This window comes from Achromobacter sp. EB05 (assembly GCF_044232075.1).
GTDB lineage: Bacteria > Pseudomonadota > Gammaproteobacteria > Burkholderiales > Burkholderiaceae_B > Achromobacter > Achromobacter dolens.
Map to the genome: position 1 here is coordinate 1,771,412 of NZ_CP155917.1, position 17,531 is coordinate 1,788,942.

Genomic DNA, 17,531 nt, shown 5'->3' on the forward strand with positions numbered 1-17,531 from the left:
CCTCAACGCCCGCCCGCCGAGGGCGCCGCGATGAATCCCATGAAAGTGGGCCTGCTCGGCCTGGGCGTGGTTGGCGGCGGCACCTGGACGGTGCTGTCGCGCAATGCGGAAGAGATCGCGCGCCGCGCCGGTCGCCGCATTGAAGTGACCCGCGCCGCCGTGCGCGACGTGCCCAAGGCGCGCGCCCGCGTCGGCGACACGCTGCCCGTGGACACTGACGTGCACGCGCTGGTGCGCGATCCCGAGATCGACATCGTGGTCGAGCTGATCGGCGGCGATACCCTGGCGCGCGAGCTGGTGCTGGAAGCCATCGCCAACGGCAAGCACGTGGTCACCGCCAACAAGGCGCTGCTGGCCAAGCACGGCAACGAGATCTTCGCCGCGGCCTCCGAGCGCGGCGTGATGGTGGCCTTCGAAGCCGCCGTCGCCGGCGGCATCCCCATCATCAAGGCCATCCGCGAAGGCCTGACCGCCAACCGCATCCAGTGGGTCGCCGGCATCATCAACGGCACCACCAATTTCATCCTGTCGGAAATGCGCTCGCGCGGCCTGCCGTTCGCCGACGTGCTGGCCGAAGCCCAGCGCCTGGGCTACGCCGAAGCCGATCCCACGTTCGACGTGGAGGGCGTCGACGCCGCGCACAAGCTGACGCTGCTGGCCTCGCTGGCCTTCGGCGTGCCGGTGCAGTTCGACCGCGCCTACATCGAAGGCATCTCGCAACTGGCCGCCGAGGACATCGAGCACGCCGAGCGCCTGGGCTACCGCATCAAGCTGCTGGGCATCACCAAGCGCCGCGCCGACGGTATCGAGCTGCGCGTGCATCCCGCGCTGGTGCCGGCCGAGCGTCTGCTGGCCAACGTCGAAGGCGCCATGAACGCGGTGCTGGTCAAGGGCGACGCCGTCGGCCCGACGCTGTACTACGGCCAGGGCGCCGGCGAAGAGCCGACCGCTTCGGCGGTGGTGGCCGACCTGGTCGACGTGACCCGCCTGCATACCGCCGATCCGGGCAACCGCGTGCCGCACCTGGCGTTCCAGCCGGACGCCATGGCCGACACGCCGATCCTGCCGATCGAGCAGGTCAGCACCTCCTACTACCTGCGCCTGCGCGTGGACGACCAGCCGGGCGTGCTGGCCGACATCGCGCGCCTCCTGGCTGACCGGTCGATCTCGATCGGCTCGATGATCCAGCAGCCCTCGCACATCGGCGGCGCGGACATCATCTTCCTGACGCACGAAGCGGTGGAAGGCAATGTCAACCAGGCCATCGAGCGCATCGAGGCCTTGCCGTTCGTGCGGTCCAAGGTCACGCGCCTGCGCGTGGAGCATTTGGCATGAGGAAGGCCCACCCCCGAAGCGCCTGCGGCGCTTCCCCCTCAAGGGGGCGCCGGCGGCGGCCCGGCGGAGCCGGCTCCGCGCGGCCTGGCCTGGCGGGACGCAGTGCATTGTGGAGTCAATGACATGAACTACATTTCTACGCGGGGGGGCATGGCGCCCCAGCCGTTTTCCGACATCCTGCTCGAAGGGCTGGCGCCGGACGGCGGCCTGGCCGTGCCGGAGCAACTGCCGCAGATTTCCGCCGAGACGCTGGAATCGTGGCGCGGCCTGCCGTACGCCGACCTGGCGTTCGAAGTGCTGTCGCGCTTTGCCACCGATATTCCGGCCGAGGACCTGCGCCGCCTGACCCGCGCCGCCTACACCTCGCAGATCTTCAACAGCGAAGACATCGTCCCGCTGCGCCCGCTGAACGACGGCCTGTCGCTGCTGGGGCTGTCCGAAGGCCCGACGCTGGCCTTCAAGGACATGGCCATGCAGTTCCTGGGCCAGGTGTTCGAGTACGTGCTGACCCGGCGCGGCACCACGCTCAACATCGTTGGCGCCACCTCGGGCGACACCGGTTCGGCGGCCGAATACGCGCTGCGCGGCAAGCGCGGCGTGGCCGTGTTCATGCTGTCGCCGCACGGCCGCATGAGCGCGTTCCAGCGCGCCCAGATGTACTCGCTGCAGGACGAGAACATCCACAACATCGCCGTGCGCGGTGTGTTCGACGAAGCGCAGGACATCGTCAAGGCGCTGGCCGGCGACCTGGCTTTCAAGGCCAAGTACCGCCTGGGCGCGGTCAACTCGATTAACTGGGCGCGCATCGCCGCCCAGGTGGTGTACTACTTCCACGGCTGGCTGCGCGCCACCGACAAGCCGGGCCAGCAGGTCTCGTTCACGGTGCCCTCGGGCAACTTCGGCAATATCCTGTCGGGCCACATCGCCCGCGGCATGGGCCTGCCGGTGCGTCGCCTGGTGCTGGCCACCAACGAGAACAACGTGCTGGAAGAGTTCTTCCGCACCGGCATCTATCGCCCGCGCCCGGCCGAGCAGACCTACGCCACCTCCAGCCCGTCGATGGACATTTCGCGCGCCTCCAACTTCGAGCGCTTCGTGTTCGACCTGGTCGGCCGCGATGCCGACCGCGTCAAGGCGCTGTGGGCCGACATGGCGCGCGACGGTTTCTTCGACCTGTCGGCGCTCAAGCCGCGGTTCGAGGCGCAGTACGGCTTCGTCTCGGGCGCCAGCTCGCACGAAGACCGCCTGGCCACCATCCGCTCGCTCTACGACCAGACCGGCGTGCTGGTCGATCCGCACACCGCCGACGGCGTCAAGGTCGCGCGCGAGCACGTCGAGCCCGGCGTGCCGATGCTGGTGCTGGAAACCGCCTTGCCGGCCAAGTTCTCTGAAACCATCGAGGCCGCCCTGGGCCGTCCGGCCACGCCGCCGGGCAACCTGGCAAACCTGGAATCCTTGCCGCAGCGCGTCGAAGTCATGGACTGCGACGCCGCCGCCGTGCGCCGCTATATCGAGGCGCACGCCAAGGTGTAAAGGCAACTTGCGGTTGTATGGGGTTGCAACCCCTCGCGGTGTGAACCGCGAGGGGTTTTTTACTTTCATACGCATTTTGGCCACATGCCGTCACTTTTTTTGGGCGCGCATCCGATACAGTGAATTCACCATTCACACTCGGAGAACACGCCCATGAACCTGAAGACCATGACGTTGGCCCTGGTGGTGACCGGAGTAGGGGTGCTGGCCGGATGCTCGTCGCCCTCGGTTATTCAGCAGCGGGACGGGACCTCGACCGTGACGCCCGACGAGCCGACCTATGACAAGAAATCCGGCATGTACGAGTACGACAAGGACGGCAAGAAGGTCCAGATCAACAAGGACGATGTGAAGTCCATCGAAGAGGTCAAGTAAGCCCTTCGCCGGATCCCGACGAAAAAAAAGCCCCGGCTCAGGCCGGGGCTTTTTGCTGGGCGAAAGCCGGGCTTACTTGCCCGCGTCCTCGGCGTGGTAGCGGCCCACGCGCTCGACTTCGTTCTTCGAGCCCAGGATCACGCTGACGCGCTGGTGCAGCTTGTCCGGCTGGATGTCGAGGATGCGCTGCGTGCCGTTGATCGCCGCGCCGCCGGCCTGTTCGATGAGGAAGCTCATCGGGTTGGCTTCGTACATCAGGCGCAGCTTGCCGGCCTTGCCCGGCTCGCGCGCATCCCAGGGGTACATGAAGATGCCGCCGCGGGTCAGGATGCGATGCACGTCGGCCACCATCGAGGCGATCCAGCGCATGTTGTAGTCCTTGCCCAGGGGGCCGGTGGAACCGGCCAGGCAGTCGTCGATGTAGCGCTTGACCGGGGCGGCCCAGTGGCGCATGTTCGACATGTTGATGGCGAATTCCTTGGTGTCTTCGGGCACGCGGATGTTTTCGTGGGTCAGCACCCACGAGCCCATTTCGCGGTCCAGCGTGAAGCCGACCACGCCGTTGCCGATGGTCAGCACCAGCATGGTCTGCGGGCCGTAGACGGCATAGCCGGCCACCACCTGCTTGTTGCCCGGCTGCAGGAAGTCGGCCTCACAGACCGGCGCGCCCGACACGTTGTGCGGGGCGTGCAGCACCGAGAAGATGGTGCCGATCGACACGTTCACGTCGATGTTCGAGGAGCCGTCCAGCGGATCGAACAGCAGCAGGTATTCGCCCTTGGGGTAACGGTTCGGAATCAGGTGGATGGTCTCCATCTCTTCCGAGGCCATGGCCGCCAGGTGGCCGCCCCATTCGTTGGCTTCGAGCAGGATCTCGTTGGACAGCACGTCCAGCTTCTTCTGCACTTCGCCCTGCACGTTCTCGCTTTCGAGGCTGCCCAGGACGCCGCCGAGCGCGCCCTTGCTGACCGCGTGGCTGATCGCCTTGCAGGCGCGCGCCACCACTTCGATGAGCAGCCGCACTTCGGGGGCCAGGGCCTGCGCGGAGCGTTGCTGCTCCACCAGGTATTGGGTAAGTGTTTTACGTTTCAAGAGGTTCTCCCTATGCTGCGAATTCTAAAGCCTTGGATACGATTTCCTGCACGTTGCGCGACAGCCCCTCGTGGCCGCGCACTCGCTGCAGGGCTTCCTGCATGGGACCGCGCAGGGCCGGCACGTAGCGCGACCAGTTGTCCAGCGCGCGCGCCAGGCGTGCGGCGATTTCCGGATTGAGCGCGTCCAGCGCCAGCACCTGGTCGGCCCAGAAGGCATAGCCGGACCCGTCCGGGTGGTGCATGCCGCGGGCGTTGTTCAGGCAGAACTGGAAAATCAGCGCGCGCGCCCGGTTCGGGTTGCGCAGCGTGAACGCCGGGTGCTTCATCAGTTCGCGCGCGGTCTGCACCGTGGTGTAGCGCGCCGCGGCCTGCAACGCGAACCACTTGTCCACCACCAGCGCGTTGTCGCGCCACTTGTCGTAGAACGCCGCCAGCGCCTGCTGCGGGAAATCGCCCTGGCCGTAGTTGATCAGGGCCGACAACGCGGCCATGCTGTCGGTCATGTTGCCGGCGTGCTCGTATTGCTGTTCGGCCAGGCGCTGCGCCTCGTGCTCGCCGGCCGCCATCAGGTGGCTGAGCGCCAGGTTCTTCATCGCGCGCTTGCCGGCCGGCACCGGCGCGGGGCTGTATGCGCCCGGCGTCTGGTTGTCATCGAAGGCCTGGCGGAATTCGGCCGAGAGTTGGCGGCCCAGCTCGGCGCGCAGGAAGTCGCGCGCCACCGCCAGCGCCGGCGGATCGACGGCCTGCATGCGTTCGGCCAGGGTCTTTTCCGAGGGCAGCGCCAGGGCGCGGGCGCGGTACGCGGCATCCAGCGCTGGGTCGGTCAACAGCGCGCGCCAAGCGGCGATGAAGGCCGGGTCGGCGTGCAGCGTGCGGCCGGCCTGGCGCGCCGCGGCCAGCGCCAGGATCTGGCGGGTGGCCAGTTCCTGGCCGGCTTCCCAGCGTGCGAAGGGGTTGCCGTCGTGGGCCGACAGCAGCGCCAACTCCTCGTCGGTCCAGTCGTAATCGACGATCACCGGCGCGGAAAAATCGCGCAGCAGCGACGGCACCGGCATTTCGTCGATGTCGTCGAAATGCCATTGCTGGCTCTGCGTTGTCAGTTCCAGCAGCGCGGTGTCCTTGACCATCCCGTCATGGCGCAACGGCAGGGCGCGGCCGTTGCGGTCCAGCAGGCCGATGGCGAAGGGGATATGGTAGGGCGCCTTGACGAAGCCGGCAGGGGCCTTTTTCTCGACGCCGACCGGCTGGCATTCCTGCGACAACGTCACGGTGCAGCGGCGGGCGGCGGCGTCGTGCGTCAGCCTGACCGTCACGCGCGGCGTGCCCGCCTGGCGGTACCAGTTGCGAAACACCGACAGATCGCGGCCCGGGTGCTGGCGCGTGTAGACGGATTCCATGGCGGCGACGAAGTCGTCGCAGGTCACGGCCTGGCCGTCGTGGCGGCGGAAATATTCGTCCATGCCGGCGCGGAAACCGGCCTCGCCCAACAGCGTGTGCTGCATGCGGATGACCTCGGCGCCTTTCTCGTACACCGTGGCGGTATAGAAATTGCCGATTTCCTGGTAGCTGTCGGGACGGATCGGGTGGGCCATCGGGCCCGCGTCCTCGGGGAACTGCGCCGCGCGCAGCGTCACCACGTCGTCGATGCGCTTGACCGCGCGGGCGCTCGCGGCGGCGGCCTCGTCCATGTCCTGCGCCATCATGTCGGCGCTGAATTCCTGGTCGCGGAATACGGTCAGGCCTTCCTTCAGGCTCAATTGGAACCAGTCGCGGCAAGTGACCCGGTTGCCGGTCCAGTTGTGGAAGTACTCGTGGCCGATGACGGATTCGATGCCTTCGTAGTTGGCGTCCGTGGCGGTATCCGCGTCGGCCAGTACGTAGGCGGCATTGAAAATGTTCAGGCCCTTGTTCTCCATCGCGCCCATATTGAAATCATGGACGGCAACGACCATGAAGCGGTCCAGGTCCAGTTCCAGGCCGAAGCGGGTCTCGTCCCAGCGCAGCGCGCGCACCAGGGAATCCAGCGCCCATTCGGTCTTGGTCTCTGCGCCCGGGTCGCTGTAGACCTGCAGCAGCACGTCGCGGCCGCTGGCGGTCTTGACCGTGGTTTCGCGGTGAGTCAGGTTGCCGCCCACCAGGGCGAACAGATAGCAGGGCTTGGGGAACGGATCTTCCCATTCGACCTCGTTGCGGCCGTCGGGCAGTTGCCGCGAGGCGACCAGGTTGCCGTTGGACAGCAGCACCGGGTAGGCCGGCGCGGCACGCAAGGTCACGCGGTAGCGCGACATGACGTCCGGGCGGTCGGCGAACCAGGTGATGCGGCGAAAGCCTTCGGCTTCGCATTGGGTGAAGAAATTGCCGCCCGAGACGTACAGGCCCATCAGCGTGGAGTTGGCCGAGGGCTTGCAGCGGCTGACGATCTCCACGCTGGCCTCGGCGGGCAGGCCGTACAGCGCCAGGCTGTGCTCGGACAGGTGAAAACGGTCGGCCGGCAGCGCCTGGCCATCCACCCCTACCGAGACGAGCTCCAGTTCTTCGCCGTCCAGCACCAGCGCGGCGTCGGCGCTGGCGTCCGCCTTGCGCCGGACCTGCATGACGCAGCGGACCTCGGTGCTGTCGGGCGCGAGGTCGAAGGCCAGGGAAACCTGCGGGATGTCGTAGGGGTAGGGCTGGTAATCCTTGCGGTATACGGTAACGGGCGTGTCTGTGCGCATGGGATTGCAGTCCTGTATGAACGAGAGTCCTATTGTAGTGTGAGGCCTGACAGACACAGGCGCCGGACGCACCCGCCCGGCGTAAACTTTTGGGGGACCGCGCGGTCAAAGCTCAGTATGATGGGCGCCGTCGCGCAATGAGGAGTTGCAAATGTCTCGTTCTTCCCCGTTCAATACCGGCCGTTGGGCGGCCGTCCTGGCTGTATTGGGGGCGCTGGTGCTGAGCGGATGTGCCACCCCCACCGTGTCGGCGCGCGTCACCTCCTTCCAGCAGTGGCCGACAGGCGTCGAAGGCCAGACTTACCAATTCGTGCCGGCCGAGCCAGCGCAGGCCAATAATCTCGAATACCAGTCATACCAGGACATGGTGCGCGCCGGCATCGGCGCGACCGGGCTGGTGGAAGCCCAGCCGGGCGCCAAGGCCCGTTTCGATGTCTCGTTCCGTTATGGCACGAGCCAGACGCAGGTGATGGTGCGGCGTCCGTACGATCCGTATTTCAATGGCGGTTATGGCTATGGCGGTTTCTACGGTCCGCGGCCGTGGGGCGGCTACTACGGCTATTGGGGCCCGGATTGGGTCGACGTGCCCATGGTGGTCCAGCGCAACACGCTCACGCTGCAGATCCACGACAGCCAGCGGGGCGGAGCCGAGGTCTACCGTTCCAGCGCCTTCATACTCAGCGAACGGGACAATTTCGTGCGGATGATGCCGTATCTGGTACGGGCAATATTTGACGGATTCCCCGGAAATAATGGCGCCGAGCGCGAAATCCAGTTCCCGGTCCAGTAGTTTTTGCCACGCCAAAAGACAGTCATAAAATAAAAAATGCGCACCAATTTGGTGCGCATTTATTTTTTCTTACTGAATAATAGGTTTTATTCTTTGATGAGGAAACTGTCGCGCGTGGCGCCGGATGCTTCTTCGGCGGCGAGCCAGCGGGGGGCCTTGCCACGACCGCTCCAGGTCTCCCCGGTTTGGGGATGACGGTACTTGGGCGCAACGGCGCGTTTGGCGGCGTTGGCCGGGCGGACAGCGGCGCCAGCCTTGCGGCGGCCGCTGGGGGTGGCACGGACGGGCTTGCCGGCGCCAAAGGCGGCGGCGATTTCTTCGGGGGTGATGTCGTACTCGCGCATCGACGTGATGATCGAGGCGATGACCGGCTTGCGGCGCTTGGTTTGGAGGACTTCAGCCTTCTTTTGGAGCTTGTTGATTTCCTTTTCGATCTTTGCTTGCAGAGCTGCGTAGGTTTCTCGGGCCATGGTTATTCCTGATTATGGAACTGCTTTAATCGCCGGCGGAGTTATGTTTATTTGTTGTGCTTCGCATAATACAGAATTTGACGTCCCTTTGCCGCTGTTTTGGTCTAATTACTTTGTATCAAAACGGCCGGAAAGTCTTTAGGCTAGCGGGTTTGCGCCATGAACAAGTATTGGGAATGATATTCCCAAATTTGGGACTAAATGAAACAACCGCCCGTTTGGTTCACAGGGCGGACGAATGCAACATTGCGTGTTGGGAAATGCGCGTTTTTGTTTCACGAAGCGAGCGGATGGGCAGAGGATGCCCACTTTTCAGTGTGTAGTAAGCCTGTAATTTTCGTATGCCGGGTCGATGCCGGCGGCAAATGCACGAGTTTCCACAAGTGGTAGGACGACTGGACGCGATCCCTATGACACGGGGGTTTCCAGGGGTATGCGGATTTTCATTCTCAGCCATCGGGAATGATATGCGCGGCCGTTTGCGGGGAGGACTTTTTTACGCCATTTTCATTTTGCTGTTGCGTTGTATGACAAGTTCGATAGGGCGTCCGGCCGGCGAGCAAAGGGGCTGGCGCCCGGGCAGAGGTTATTTTTTCGGAACGCCCCTCGCGGGTATGGGAGCGGTTCCAATTGGTTAACTTGATAGACAATAAACGGCGGCCGCGACGCCACCCCCTTGTCGGCGGTACGATATAGCCTTGAGCGTCCTGGCTGCCGCGTTCGTCGCGCCGGCGCCCCCGAACAGAGTCCTATGAAAATCATCGATCCCGCTATTGCATCCCTGGCCACCGCCAAATCGCTCCTGCTCGACCCGTGGGGGTTGACCGAGGCCGATATGGCGCGCGCCCTTGGCGAAATCTTCACCCACAAGGTCGACTATGCCGACCTGTATTTCCAGTACACCCGCAGCGAGGGCTGGAGCCTGGAAGAGGGCATCGTCAAGACCGGCAGCTTCTCCATCAGCCAGGGCGTTGGCGTGCGCGCCGTCAGCGGCGAGAAAACCGCGTTCGCCTATTCCGATTCGCTCTCGGCCGATGCCTTGCTGTCCTCGGCGCACGCGGTGCGCGGCATTGCCCGCCGCGGCGCCGGCAAGGTCAAGGTGGCGGCGCAGGTCGAAGCCGAAATGGGCCGCAGCCTGTATGCCGACATCGATCCGGTGGCGACCCTGAGCGCCCCCGAAAAGGTGGCGCTGCTCGAACGCGTCGAACGCATGGCGCGGGCCCGCGATCCGCACGTGATCCAGGTCATGGCCGGCCTGGGCGCCGAGTATGACGTGGTGCTGGTGGCGGGCAGCGATGGCCGCCTGGCCGCTGACGTGCGGCCGCTGGTGCGCCTGTCGCTGACCGTCATCGCCGAACGCAATGGCCGCCGCGAAATGGGCCATGCCGGCGGCGGTGGCCGCCTGGGGCTGGCATATTTCACGGACGAAATGCTGCAGGGCTACGTTGAGCGCGCCGTGCACGAAGCGCTGGTCAACCTGGAGGCGCGTCCGGCGCCCGCGGGTGAAATGACGGTGGTGCTGGGTTCGGGCTGGCCCGGCATTCTGCTGCACGAAGCCGTCGGCCACGGCCTGGAAGGCGATTTCAACCGCAAGGGTTCCAGCGTGTTCTCCGGGCGTATCGGTGAACGCGTCGCCTCCAAGGGTGTCACGGTGGTCGACGACGGCACCATTCCGGATCGCCGCGGTTCGCTCAACATCGACGACGAGGGCAACGCCACCCAGCGCAACGTGCTGATCGAGGATGGGATCCTGCGCGGCTACATGCAGGACACGCTGAACGCGCGGCTGATGAAGACCGCGGCCACCGGCAACGGCCGCCGCGAATCGTTCGCGCACCTGCCCATGCCGCGCATGACCAATACCTACATGCTGGCCGGCGACAAGGCGCCCGAGGAGATCATCTCGTCCGTCAAGCGTGGACTGTATGCGGCCAATTTCGGCGGCGGCCAGGTCGACATCACCAACGGCAAGTTTGTGTTCTCGGCCTCCGAGGCCTACATGATCGAAGACGGCAAGATCACCTATCCGGTCAAGGGCGCCACCCTGATCGGCAACGGTCCCGACGCCATGACCCGCGTCAGCATGATCGGCGACGACCTGAAGCTGGATTCGGGCGTGGGCACGTGCGGCAAGGACGGCCAGAGCGTGCCGGTGGGCGTGGGCATGCCTACGGTCCGCATGGAAGGCCTGACCGTCGGCGGGACGGCTTGACCGGTCGCCAGGCAGCCTGCGGGGCCGCCACGCCGCGCCGCAAACTGGCGTGACGGCCCGAAAAAAGTGTGCTAGAGTCTTTTCCCATGAAATTCGCTTCCCCCGCCTTTTACTTTTATTTTTTTGGTTTTCTGAAGCCGCTGGCGGAGGAAGGGAAGCGCTCAATCTGAAGTTTGGAAAGAATCCCCCCAAAAAAGCCGCCAGCGAACTGGCGGCTTTTTTTGTGCCGTCAGTTTGAGGAACCCCCCGGGATGCAATCCCGGTGGCGGGAAACCCAGGAGCAGTACCGTGTCACACAATACCGACGACCTTCGCATCCGAGAAATCAAAGAGCTCAATCCGCCCGCGCACGTCATGCGTGAGTTCGCCTGCACCAAGGAAGCTTCCGACACCGTGTTCGCCGCCCGGCAGTCGATGCACCGCATCCTGCATGGCATGGACGACCGCATGATCGTCGTGATCGGCCCGTGTTCGATCCACGACACCCGCGCCGCGATCGAATACGCCAAGCGCCTGAAGCCGGTGCGCGACCGCCTCAGCGCGGATCTGGAAATCGTGATGCGCGTGTATTTCGAGAAGCCTCGCACCACTGTCGGTTGGAAGGGGCTGATCAACGATCCGGACCTGGACGGCAGCTTCGACATCAACAAGGGCGTGCGCGTGGCGCGCGAGCTGCTGCTGGACATCAACAGCCTGGGATTGCCGGCGGGGTGCGAATTCCTGGACATGATTACGCCGCAGTACATTGCGGACCTGGTCTCCTGGGGGGCGATCGGCGCGCGCACGACGGAGAGCCAGGTGCATCGTGAACTGGCATCCGGCCTGTCGTGTCCGGTGGGTTTCAAGAACGGCACGGACGGCAACGTGAAGATCGCCGTGGACGCGATCAAGGCGGCGTCCCAGCCGCACCATTTCCTGTCGGTGACCAAGGGCGGGCATTCGGCCATCGTTTCGACCGCGGGCAATGAAGACTGTCACGTCATCCTGCGCGGCGGCAAGACGCCCAACTACGACGCCGCCAGCGTCGAGGCGGCCTGCCAGGACATGTCCAAGGCGGGCCTGGCCCAACGCGTCATGATCGACGCCAGCCACGCCAACAGCAGCAAGAAGCCCGAGAACCAGCCGCTGGTCATCGAGGACGTGGCGCGCCAGATGGAAGCGGGCGATGCGCGGCTGGTCGGCGTGATGGTCGAAAGCCATCTGCTGGGAGGCCGTCAGGACATGGTGCCGGGCGAACCGCTGGTCTACGGCCAGAGCATCACGGACGGCTGCATCGACTGGGACGCGTCTGTCGCCGTGCTCGATCGCCTGGCCCATGCCGTGCGTGAGCGCCGCCGGGTCGCGCTGACCTCCGGCAAGTAAGTCCTGATTGCTGCAAGCCGCCCCGTCCGGGCGGTTTGCAGCGCAGCAAGGCGGGCGGCGTAGAATATCCGGATTCCCCCATCCGAGAACCCGCTGATCATGAACGCTCCCTTGCACGCCGAATCGTTGCGCCGCGCGGTGCCGGCCGCTTGTCTCGAGGCCCTGCGCGCCCGTTTTGGCGACCGTTTCTCCGAATCCGCCGCGGTGCGCGAGCACCATGGCCGCGACGAGTCGCCGTATCCCGCGATGCTGCCCGACGCGGTGGTCTTCGCCCAGAGCACCGAGGAAGTCGCCGAGGTCGCCAAGCTGTGCAACCAACACCGCGTGCCGCTGATCCCCTACGGCGCGGGTTCGTCGCTGGAAGGCCACATCCTGGCGATCCAGGGCGGTATCAGCCTGGATCTGTCGCAGATGAACAAGGTGCTGGCCGTCAACGCCGAAGACCTGACCGCCACCGTGCAGGCCGGCGTGCTGCGCAAGCAACTCAATGAAGAGATCCGCAGCACCGGCCTGTTCTTTCCGATCGATCCGGGCGCCGACGCCAGCCTGGGCGGCATGGCCGCCACGCGCGCCTCCGGCACCAACGCCGTGCGCTACGGCACCATGCGCGAAAACGTCATGTCGCTGACCGTGGTCACCGCCGATGGCCGCATCGTGCGCACCGCCGGCCGCGCCCGCAAGTCCTCGGCCGGCTACGACCTGACCCGCATCTTCGTCGGCAGCGAAGGCACGCTCGGCATCATCACCGAAGTCACCGTGCGCCTGTATCCGCAACCCGAGGCCGTGTCGGCCGCGGTCTGCAACTTCCCCACGCTCGATGCCGCGGTGCAGAGCGTGATCGAGATCATCCAGATGGGCGTGCCGGTGGCGCGCGTCGAGTTCATGGACGCGGCCAGCGTGCGCGCCGTCAACCTCCACAGCAAGCTGACGCTGCGCGAGACGCCGCTGCTGGTGTTCGAATTCCACGGCAGTCCGGCGGGTGTGCAGGAGCAGGCCGAGACCGTGCAGGCCATCACCGCCGAGCATGGCGGCATGGATTTCGAATGGGCCGAGCGCCCCGAGGACCGCAGCCGCCTGTGGACCGCGCGCCACAACGCCTACTTCGCCGGCCTGCAACTGCGCCCAGGCTGCCGCGCCAGCACCACCGACGTCTGCGTGCCGATCTCGCGCCTGGCTGACTGCGTGCGCGACACCGTCGAGGAACTGGACCGCGCCAGCTTCCCGTACACCATCGTCGGCCACGTCGGCGACGGCAACTTCCACGTGCTGATGCTGCTGGACGCCGACAGCGAGCGCGAATGGCAGGAGTCCGAGGCCATCAACCACAACCTGGTGCGGCGCGCCATCGCCGCGGATGGCACCTGCACCGGCGAGCATGGCATCGGCCTGCACAAGATGCAGTTCATGGCCGAAGAGCATGGCGATGACGCGCTGGATCTGATGCGCAGCCTCAAGCATGCGTTCGATCCGAACAACATCCTCAACCCGGGCAAGATCGTTTCCTGGTGAGTCGTCCGAAGGGACGCGGATCAAGGCCGGCGGGATGACCCGCCGGTTTTTTTTCGGCCAGCGGGAACGGGCAGCCCGCGCGGCCGACGGGCGTTCTCAATGAGTGGGAATGGTGCGGGGGCGCGACGCGCTTGTCCACGCGATGCGCAGGGGCTTTACGGCTGGTTACTTCTGCGTGGCCGCGCGGCCGTTGGCTGTACGCAGGATGCGGGTAAATCCCGGCCTGCGTCCAGCCAGCGGTCGCGCTATTGTTGCGCTCATGAATTCACTGGTCGAAACCGGCCTGGCACAAGCGCAGGCGCCTTATTCGTTGCAGCAACTCGTCGAGGCGTTGTCGGCCGCGCTGCCGTCGCATTGCGTGCTGTTTCGTGAAGAGGACACGCGCCCCTACGAGTGCGACGGTCTGTCGCTCTACCGCGCACTGCCCGCAGTGGTGGCCTTGCCCGAGACCGAGGAACAGGTGCAGGCGGTGATGCGCATCTGCAAGCGCCTGAATGCGCCGCTGGTGGCGCGTGGCGCCGGCACCGGTCTGTCGGGCGGCGCGATGCCGCACAGCCAGGGCGTGCTGCTGGGCCTGTCCAAGTTCAATCGCATCAAGCACATCGACCTGGCCAGCGCGACCGCGGTGGTCGAACCCGGGGTGCGCAACCTTGCCATTTCGGAAGCCGCGGCGCCCTACGGGCTGTATTACGCGCCCGATCCGTCGAGCCAGATCGCCTGTTCGATCGGCGGCAACGTCGCCGAGAATTCGGGCGGGGTGCATTGCCTGAAATACGGCCTCACAGTGCACAACGTGCTGCGGGTGCGCATGGTCACGATCGACGGCGACGTGGTCGAGCTGGGCTCGGAGGCGCCGGACGCGCCGGGGCTGGACCTGCTGTCGGTGTTCATCGGCTCGGAAGGCATGCTGGGCGTGGTGACCGAGGTGACGGTCAAGCTGATTCCCAAGCCGGCCTGCGCCCAGGTGGTGATGGCCAGTTTCGCCAGCGTCGAGGCCGCGGGCAACGCGGTGACGCGGGTGATCGCCGATGGCATCATTCCCGCCGGGCTGGAGATGATGGACCGGCGCGCGACGCATATGGTCGAACCCTTCGTGCGCGCCGGCTACGACATGGATGCGCAGGCCATCCTGCTGTGCGAATCCGACGGCACGCCAGAGGAAGTGGCGCACGAGATCGCGCGCATGGAAGCCATCTTCCGCGCGGCCGGCTCGACCCGCTGCCAGGTGTCGGCCTCGGAGGCCGAGCGGCTCAAATTCTGGGCGGGGCGCAAGAACGCGTTTCCCGCCGCCGGGCGCGTGTCGCCCGATTACTACTGCATGGACGGCACGATTCCGCGCCGTCATCTCGCCCGGGTGCTGGGCGCCATCGAGCAAATGGAAGACGAGTTCGGCCTGCGCTGCGCCAACGTGTTCCATGCGGGCGATGGCAACCTGCATCCGTTGATCCTGTTCGATTCGAATAAACCGGACGAAGTGGAACGCGCCGAGAAGTTCGGCGCGGCCATACTCGAACTGTGCGTGCAGGTGGGAGGAACCGTGACTGGAGAGCACGGTGTGGGAATGGAGAAAATAAATCAAATGTGCGTGCAATTCTCTCGCGAAGAACTCGACGCGTTCCTGGCGGTCAAGCGGGCATTCGATCCGCCGTGCCTGCTCAACCCCGAAAAGGTCATCCCTACGCTGGCCCGCTGCGCCGAGTACGGCAAGATGCACGTACACGCGGGCGAGCTGCGCTTTCCGGATCTCGCACGCTTCTAGGACGTCCCTCCCATGGATTTCGTCCTGTCGGAATTGTGCGACCAGGTCATGACGGCTCGCGCCGGTCACAAGCCGCTGTTCGTCATGGGCGGCGGCAGCAAGGCGTTCTACGGCAACTACCGTCCAGTGACGCCGCAGGATGGCCATTGCCTGCTCGACATGACCCCGTATCGCGGCATCGTCAGCTATCACCCGTCGGAACTGGTGGTGACGGTCAGGGCCGGCACGCCGCTGGCGGAGCTGGAGGCGGCGCTGGCCGAACACGGCCAGATGCTGGCCTTCGAGCCGCCGCATTTCTCGCCCGCCGCCACCGTTGGCGGCTGTGTGGCCGCGGGCCTGTCGGGACCGCGCCGCATGAGCGCCGGCGCCTTGCGCGACTTCGTGCTTGGCGCGCAGTTGCTGGATTCGGACGGCCGTGTGCTGTCGTTCGGCGGCGAGGTCATGAAGAACGTGGCGGGCTACGACGTGTCGCGGCTGCTGGCCGGTTCGCATGGCATCTTCGGCGCGATCCTCGAAGTGTCACTCAAGGTCGTGCCTCGGCCGATGGAGGAACTGACGCTGGCGTTGCCGGCGACGCAGGCCCAGGCGCTGGCCAGCTTCGCCCTGTGGCGCGGCAAACCCTTGCCGATTTCGGCGACCAGTTGGGTCGGCGGCGCTGACGAGGAAGGCCAGATGCATGTGCGCCTGTCGGGCGCGCCGCCGGCCATCGCCGGCGCGCGGCAGGTGATCGGCGGCGATCCCCTGGCGCCGGAGGCGGCGCAGGCCTGGTGGACCGGCTTGCGCGAACAGACCCATCCGTTCTTCGCGCCGGGACAGCCCTTGTGGCGGCTGGCTTTGCCGCCGACGGCGGCAGCGATCGGCAGCGGGCAGGCCCTGCTGGAGTGGGGCGGCGGCCAGCGCTGGCTGTCGGGGGCGCGGGACGCCACCGAGCTGCGCGAACTGGCGCAACGGCTGGGCGGCCATGCAACGCTGTTCCGTCCGGCCGGCACGCGGCCGCCGGCCGACGGCGTGTTCCATCCGCTGTCGCCGGGCGTGGCGTTGATCACGCGCCGCCTCAAGCAAGAACTCGATCCGGCGGGGTTGTTCAATCCCGGCCGGCTGGTCCTGGAGCTATAGGCATCATGCAAACCAATCTGGCAGCCTGGGCCCGCGATACCGATCTGGGCAAAGAGGCCGATGCGATCCTGCGGCGCTGCGTGCATTGCGGCTTCTGCACGGCCACCTGTCCGACCTACCAGGTGCTGGGCGACGAGCTCGACAGCCCTCGCGGCCGCATCTACCTGATCAAACAGGTGCTGGAAGGCGCCGAACCGACGCAATCGACCCAACAGCATCTGGACCGCTGCCTGACCTGCCGCAATTGCGAAACCACCTGCCCGTCGGGCGTGGAATATGGGCATCTGGTGGACATCGGCCGCCAGATCGTCGAGGAGCGGGTGCCGCGGCCGTGGGCCGAGAAGGCCAAGCGCAAGATGCTGCGCCGGGCCATGCTGTCGCCGCTGTTCGGGCCGGCCATGCGCCTGGGGCAGGCGGTGCGCGGCGTCCTGCCGGAATCGCTCAAGCGCAAGGTGCCCGAGCGGCGTCCGGCCGGCGCGTTGCCGCAGGTGGAGGGCCACACGCGCCAGGTGCTGATGCTGGCCGGTTGCGTGCAGCCGTCGATGATGCCGTCGATCGACGCCGCCACCATCCGCGTGCTCAACGCCATCGGCATCGGCGCGCGCATCGCGCCCGGCGCGGGCTGCTGCGGCGCGGCCAGTTTCCACCTGGACGCGCAGGCGGCCGCGCTGGACCAGATGCGTGCCAACGTCGACGCGTGGTGGCCGCTGGTGCGCGATGGCGCGGTCGAGGCCATCGTCATGAATGCATCGGGCTGCGGCGCCATGGTCAAGGAATACGCCCATCACCTGCGTCACGATCCGGCCTACGCGCAGCGCGCCGCGGACATCGTGGCGCTGGTGAAGGATGTGGCGGAAATCGTCGCGCCGCAGGCCGATGAGCTACGCCAGCGACTGTCGGAAAAGCGGGTGCGGGCGGCGTTCCATCCGCCCTGCACGCTGCAGCACTGGCAGGGCCTGCGGCCTTTGTCGGAGCGGTTGCTGGCCGATCTTGGCTTCGAGCTGCAGCCGTTCGCTGAACAGCACCTGTGCTGCGGCTCGGCCGGGGCCTATTCGGTGCTCAATCCGGAGATCGCGCTGGCGCTGCGCGACCGCAAGCTGGGCGCCATCGCGCCGGCCGCGCCGGATGTGATCCTGTCGGCCAACATCGGTTGCATCGGCCATTTGCAGAGCGGCACCGGCACGCCGGTGCGGCACTGGATCGAAGTGGTGGACGAGCAACTGGCCCGCGCCTAGGCCGGCCGCCGCGTCGCGGGAATCCTC

General features: G+C 66.1%; 13 protein-coding genes. 10 read left to right on the plus strand and 3 right to left on the minus strand.

All coding sequences use genetic code 11. From position 1 onward, the window contains the following. Positions 1-30: 30 nt before the first annotated feature. The 3 genes from AAID08_RS08115 to AAID08_RS08125 all read left to right on the plus strand — a co-directional run bounded on the left by AAID08_RS08115 (position 31) and on the right by AAID08_RS08125 (position 3,243). Positions 31-1,335, plus strand: coding sequence for a homoserine dehydrogenase (locus AAID08_RS08115; RefSeq protein WP_049072494.1), 1,305 nt, complete (start codon positions 31-33; stop codon positions 1,333-1,335). Positions 1,336-1,458: 123 nt separating this feature from the next. Next, positions 1,459-2,868: a threonine synthase gene (thrC, locus tag AAID08_RS08120; RefSeq protein WP_064524183.1), complete on the plus strand. Its 1,410-nt coding sequence runs from the start codon at positions 1,459-1,461 to the stop codon at positions 2,866-2,868. Between the two features lie 153 nt (positions 2,869-3,021). Beyond that, a complete protein-coding gene (locus tag AAID08_RS08125) occupies positions 3,022-3,243 on the plus strand; it encodes a YgdI/YgdR family lipoprotein (protein ID WP_006388435.1) in 222 nt (73 codons plus the stop codon). A gap of 72 nt (positions 3,244-3,315) precedes the next feature. Here AAID08_RS08125 and AAID08_RS08130 read toward each other — a convergent pair whose 3' ends face one another. Then, on the minus strand, positions 3,316-4,335 hold the full coding sequence (locus AAID08_RS08130) for a class 1 fructose-bisphosphatase (RefSeq protein ID WP_054417627.1): 1,020 nt from the start codon (positions 4,333-4,335) through the stop codon (positions 3,316-3,318). Positions 4,336-4,345: 10 nt separating this feature from the next. Next, positions 4,346-7,051, minus strand: a complete 2,706-nt coding sequence (pepN, locus tag AAID08_RS08135; RefSeq protein WP_336235898.1) for an aminopeptidase N — start codon at positions 7,049-7,051, stop codon at positions 4,346-4,348. 151 nt (positions 7,052-7,202) lie between these two features. Here pepN and AAID08_RS08140 point away from each other — a divergent pair, with 151 nt between their 5' ends. Then, positions 7,203-7,841, plus strand: coding sequence for a DUF4136 domain-containing protein (locus AAID08_RS08140; protein WP_116791080.1), 639 nt, complete (start codon positions 7,203-7,205; stop codon positions 7,839-7,841). Between the two features lie 86 nt (positions 7,842-7,927). Here AAID08_RS08140 and AAID08_RS08145 read toward each other — a convergent pair whose 3' ends face one another. Continuing rightward, complete coding sequence (locus AAID08_RS08145) at positions 7,928-8,311, minus strand: H-NS family nucleoid-associated regulatory protein (RefSeq protein ID WP_054473936.1); 384 nt, start codon at positions 8,309-8,311, stop codon at positions 7,928-7,930. A gap of 751 nt (positions 8,312-9,062) precedes the next feature. On the opposite strand from AAID08_RS08145, the gene tldD reads away from it, so the two are divergent. From tldD to glcF, 6 genes are all read left to right on the plus strand, one after another. Continuing rightward, a complete protein-coding gene (gene tldD, locus AAID08_RS08150; protein WP_054501346.1) occupies positions 9,063-10,523 on the plus strand; it encodes a metalloprotease TldD in 1,461 nt (486 codons plus the stop codon). Positions 10,524-10,811: 288 nt separating this feature from the next. Continuing rightward, positions 10,812-11,885 (plus strand): 3-deoxy-7-phosphoheptulonate synthase AroG, encoded by a 1,074-nt coding sequence (gene aroG, locus AAID08_RS08155; RefSeq protein ID WP_064524179.1) that lies wholly within the window; start codon positions 10,812-10,814, stop codon positions 11,883-11,885. 99 nt (positions 11,886-11,984) lie between these two features. Continuing rightward, positions 11,985-13,394, plus strand: a complete 1,410-nt coding sequence (locus AAID08_RS08160; protein WP_116791078.1) for an FAD-binding oxidoreductase — start codon at positions 11,985-11,987, stop codon at positions 13,392-13,394. 259 nt (positions 13,395-13,653) lie between these two features. Continuing rightward, positions 13,654-15,153 carry an FAD-linked oxidase C-terminal domain-containing protein gene (locus AAID08_RS08165; RefSeq protein ID WP_054501343.1) on the plus strand — a complete coding sequence of 500 codons (1,500 nt, stop codon included), beginning with the start codon at positions 13,654-13,656 and terminating at the stop codon, positions 15,151-15,153. Positions 15,154-15,165: 12 nt separating this feature from the next. Then, positions 15,166-16,269, plus strand: a complete 1,104-nt coding sequence (glcE, locus tag AAID08_RS08170; protein WP_064524177.1) for a glycolate oxidase subunit GlcE — start codon at positions 15,166-15,168, stop codon at positions 16,267-16,269. 5 nt (positions 16,270-16,274) lie between these two features. Further along, entirely contained in the window at positions 16,275-17,504 is a 1,230-nt protein-coding gene (glcF, locus tag AAID08_RS08175) for a glycolate oxidase subunit GlcF (RefSeq protein ID WP_064524175.1), read from the plus strand. The last annotated feature ends 27 nt before the right edge of the window (positions 17,505-17,531 follow it).

Coding starts and splice junctions, on each gene's coding strand:
- AAID08_RS08165 (WP_054501343.1), top strand. CDS start 13,654: ATGAATTCACTGGTCGAAACCGGCCTGGCACAAGCGCAGGCGCCTTAT.
- thrC (WP_064524183.1), top strand. CDS start 1,459: ATGAACTACATTTCTACGCGGGGGGGCATGGCGCCCCAGCCGTTTTCC.
- AAID08_RS08125 (WP_006388435.1), top strand. CDS start 3,022: ATGAACCTGAAGACCATGACGTTGGCCCTGGTGGTGACCGGAGTAGGG.
- AAID08_RS08115 (WP_049072494.1), top strand. CDS start 31: ATGAATCCCATGAAAGTGGGCCTGCTCGGCCTGGGCGTGGTTGGCGGC.
- glcF (WP_064524175.1), top strand. CDS start 16,275: ATGCAAACCAATCTGGCAGCCTGGGCCCGCGATACCGATCTGGGCAAA.
- tldD (WP_054501346.1), top strand. CDS start 9,063: ATGAAAATCATCGATCCCGCTATTGCATCCCTGGCCACCGCCAAATCG.
- AAID08_RS08160 (WP_116791078.1), top strand. CDS start 11,985: ATGAACGCTCCCTTGCACGCCGAATCGTTGCGCCGCGCGGTGCCGGCC.
- glcE (WP_064524177.1), top strand. CDS start 15,166: ATGGATTTCGTCCTGTCGGAATTGTGCGACCAGGTCATGACGGCTCGC.
- AAID08_RS08140 (WP_116791080.1), top strand. CDS start 7,203: ATGTCTCGTTCTTCCCCGTTCAATACCGGCCGTTGGGCGGCCGTCCTG.
- AAID08_RS08145 (WP_054473936.1), bottom strand. CDS start 8,311: ATGGCCCGAGAAACCTACGCAGCTCTGCAAGCAAAGATCGAAAAGGAA.
- pepN (WP_336235898.1), bottom strand. CDS start 7,051: ATGCGCACAGACACGCCCGTTACCGTATACCGCAAGGATTACCAGCCC.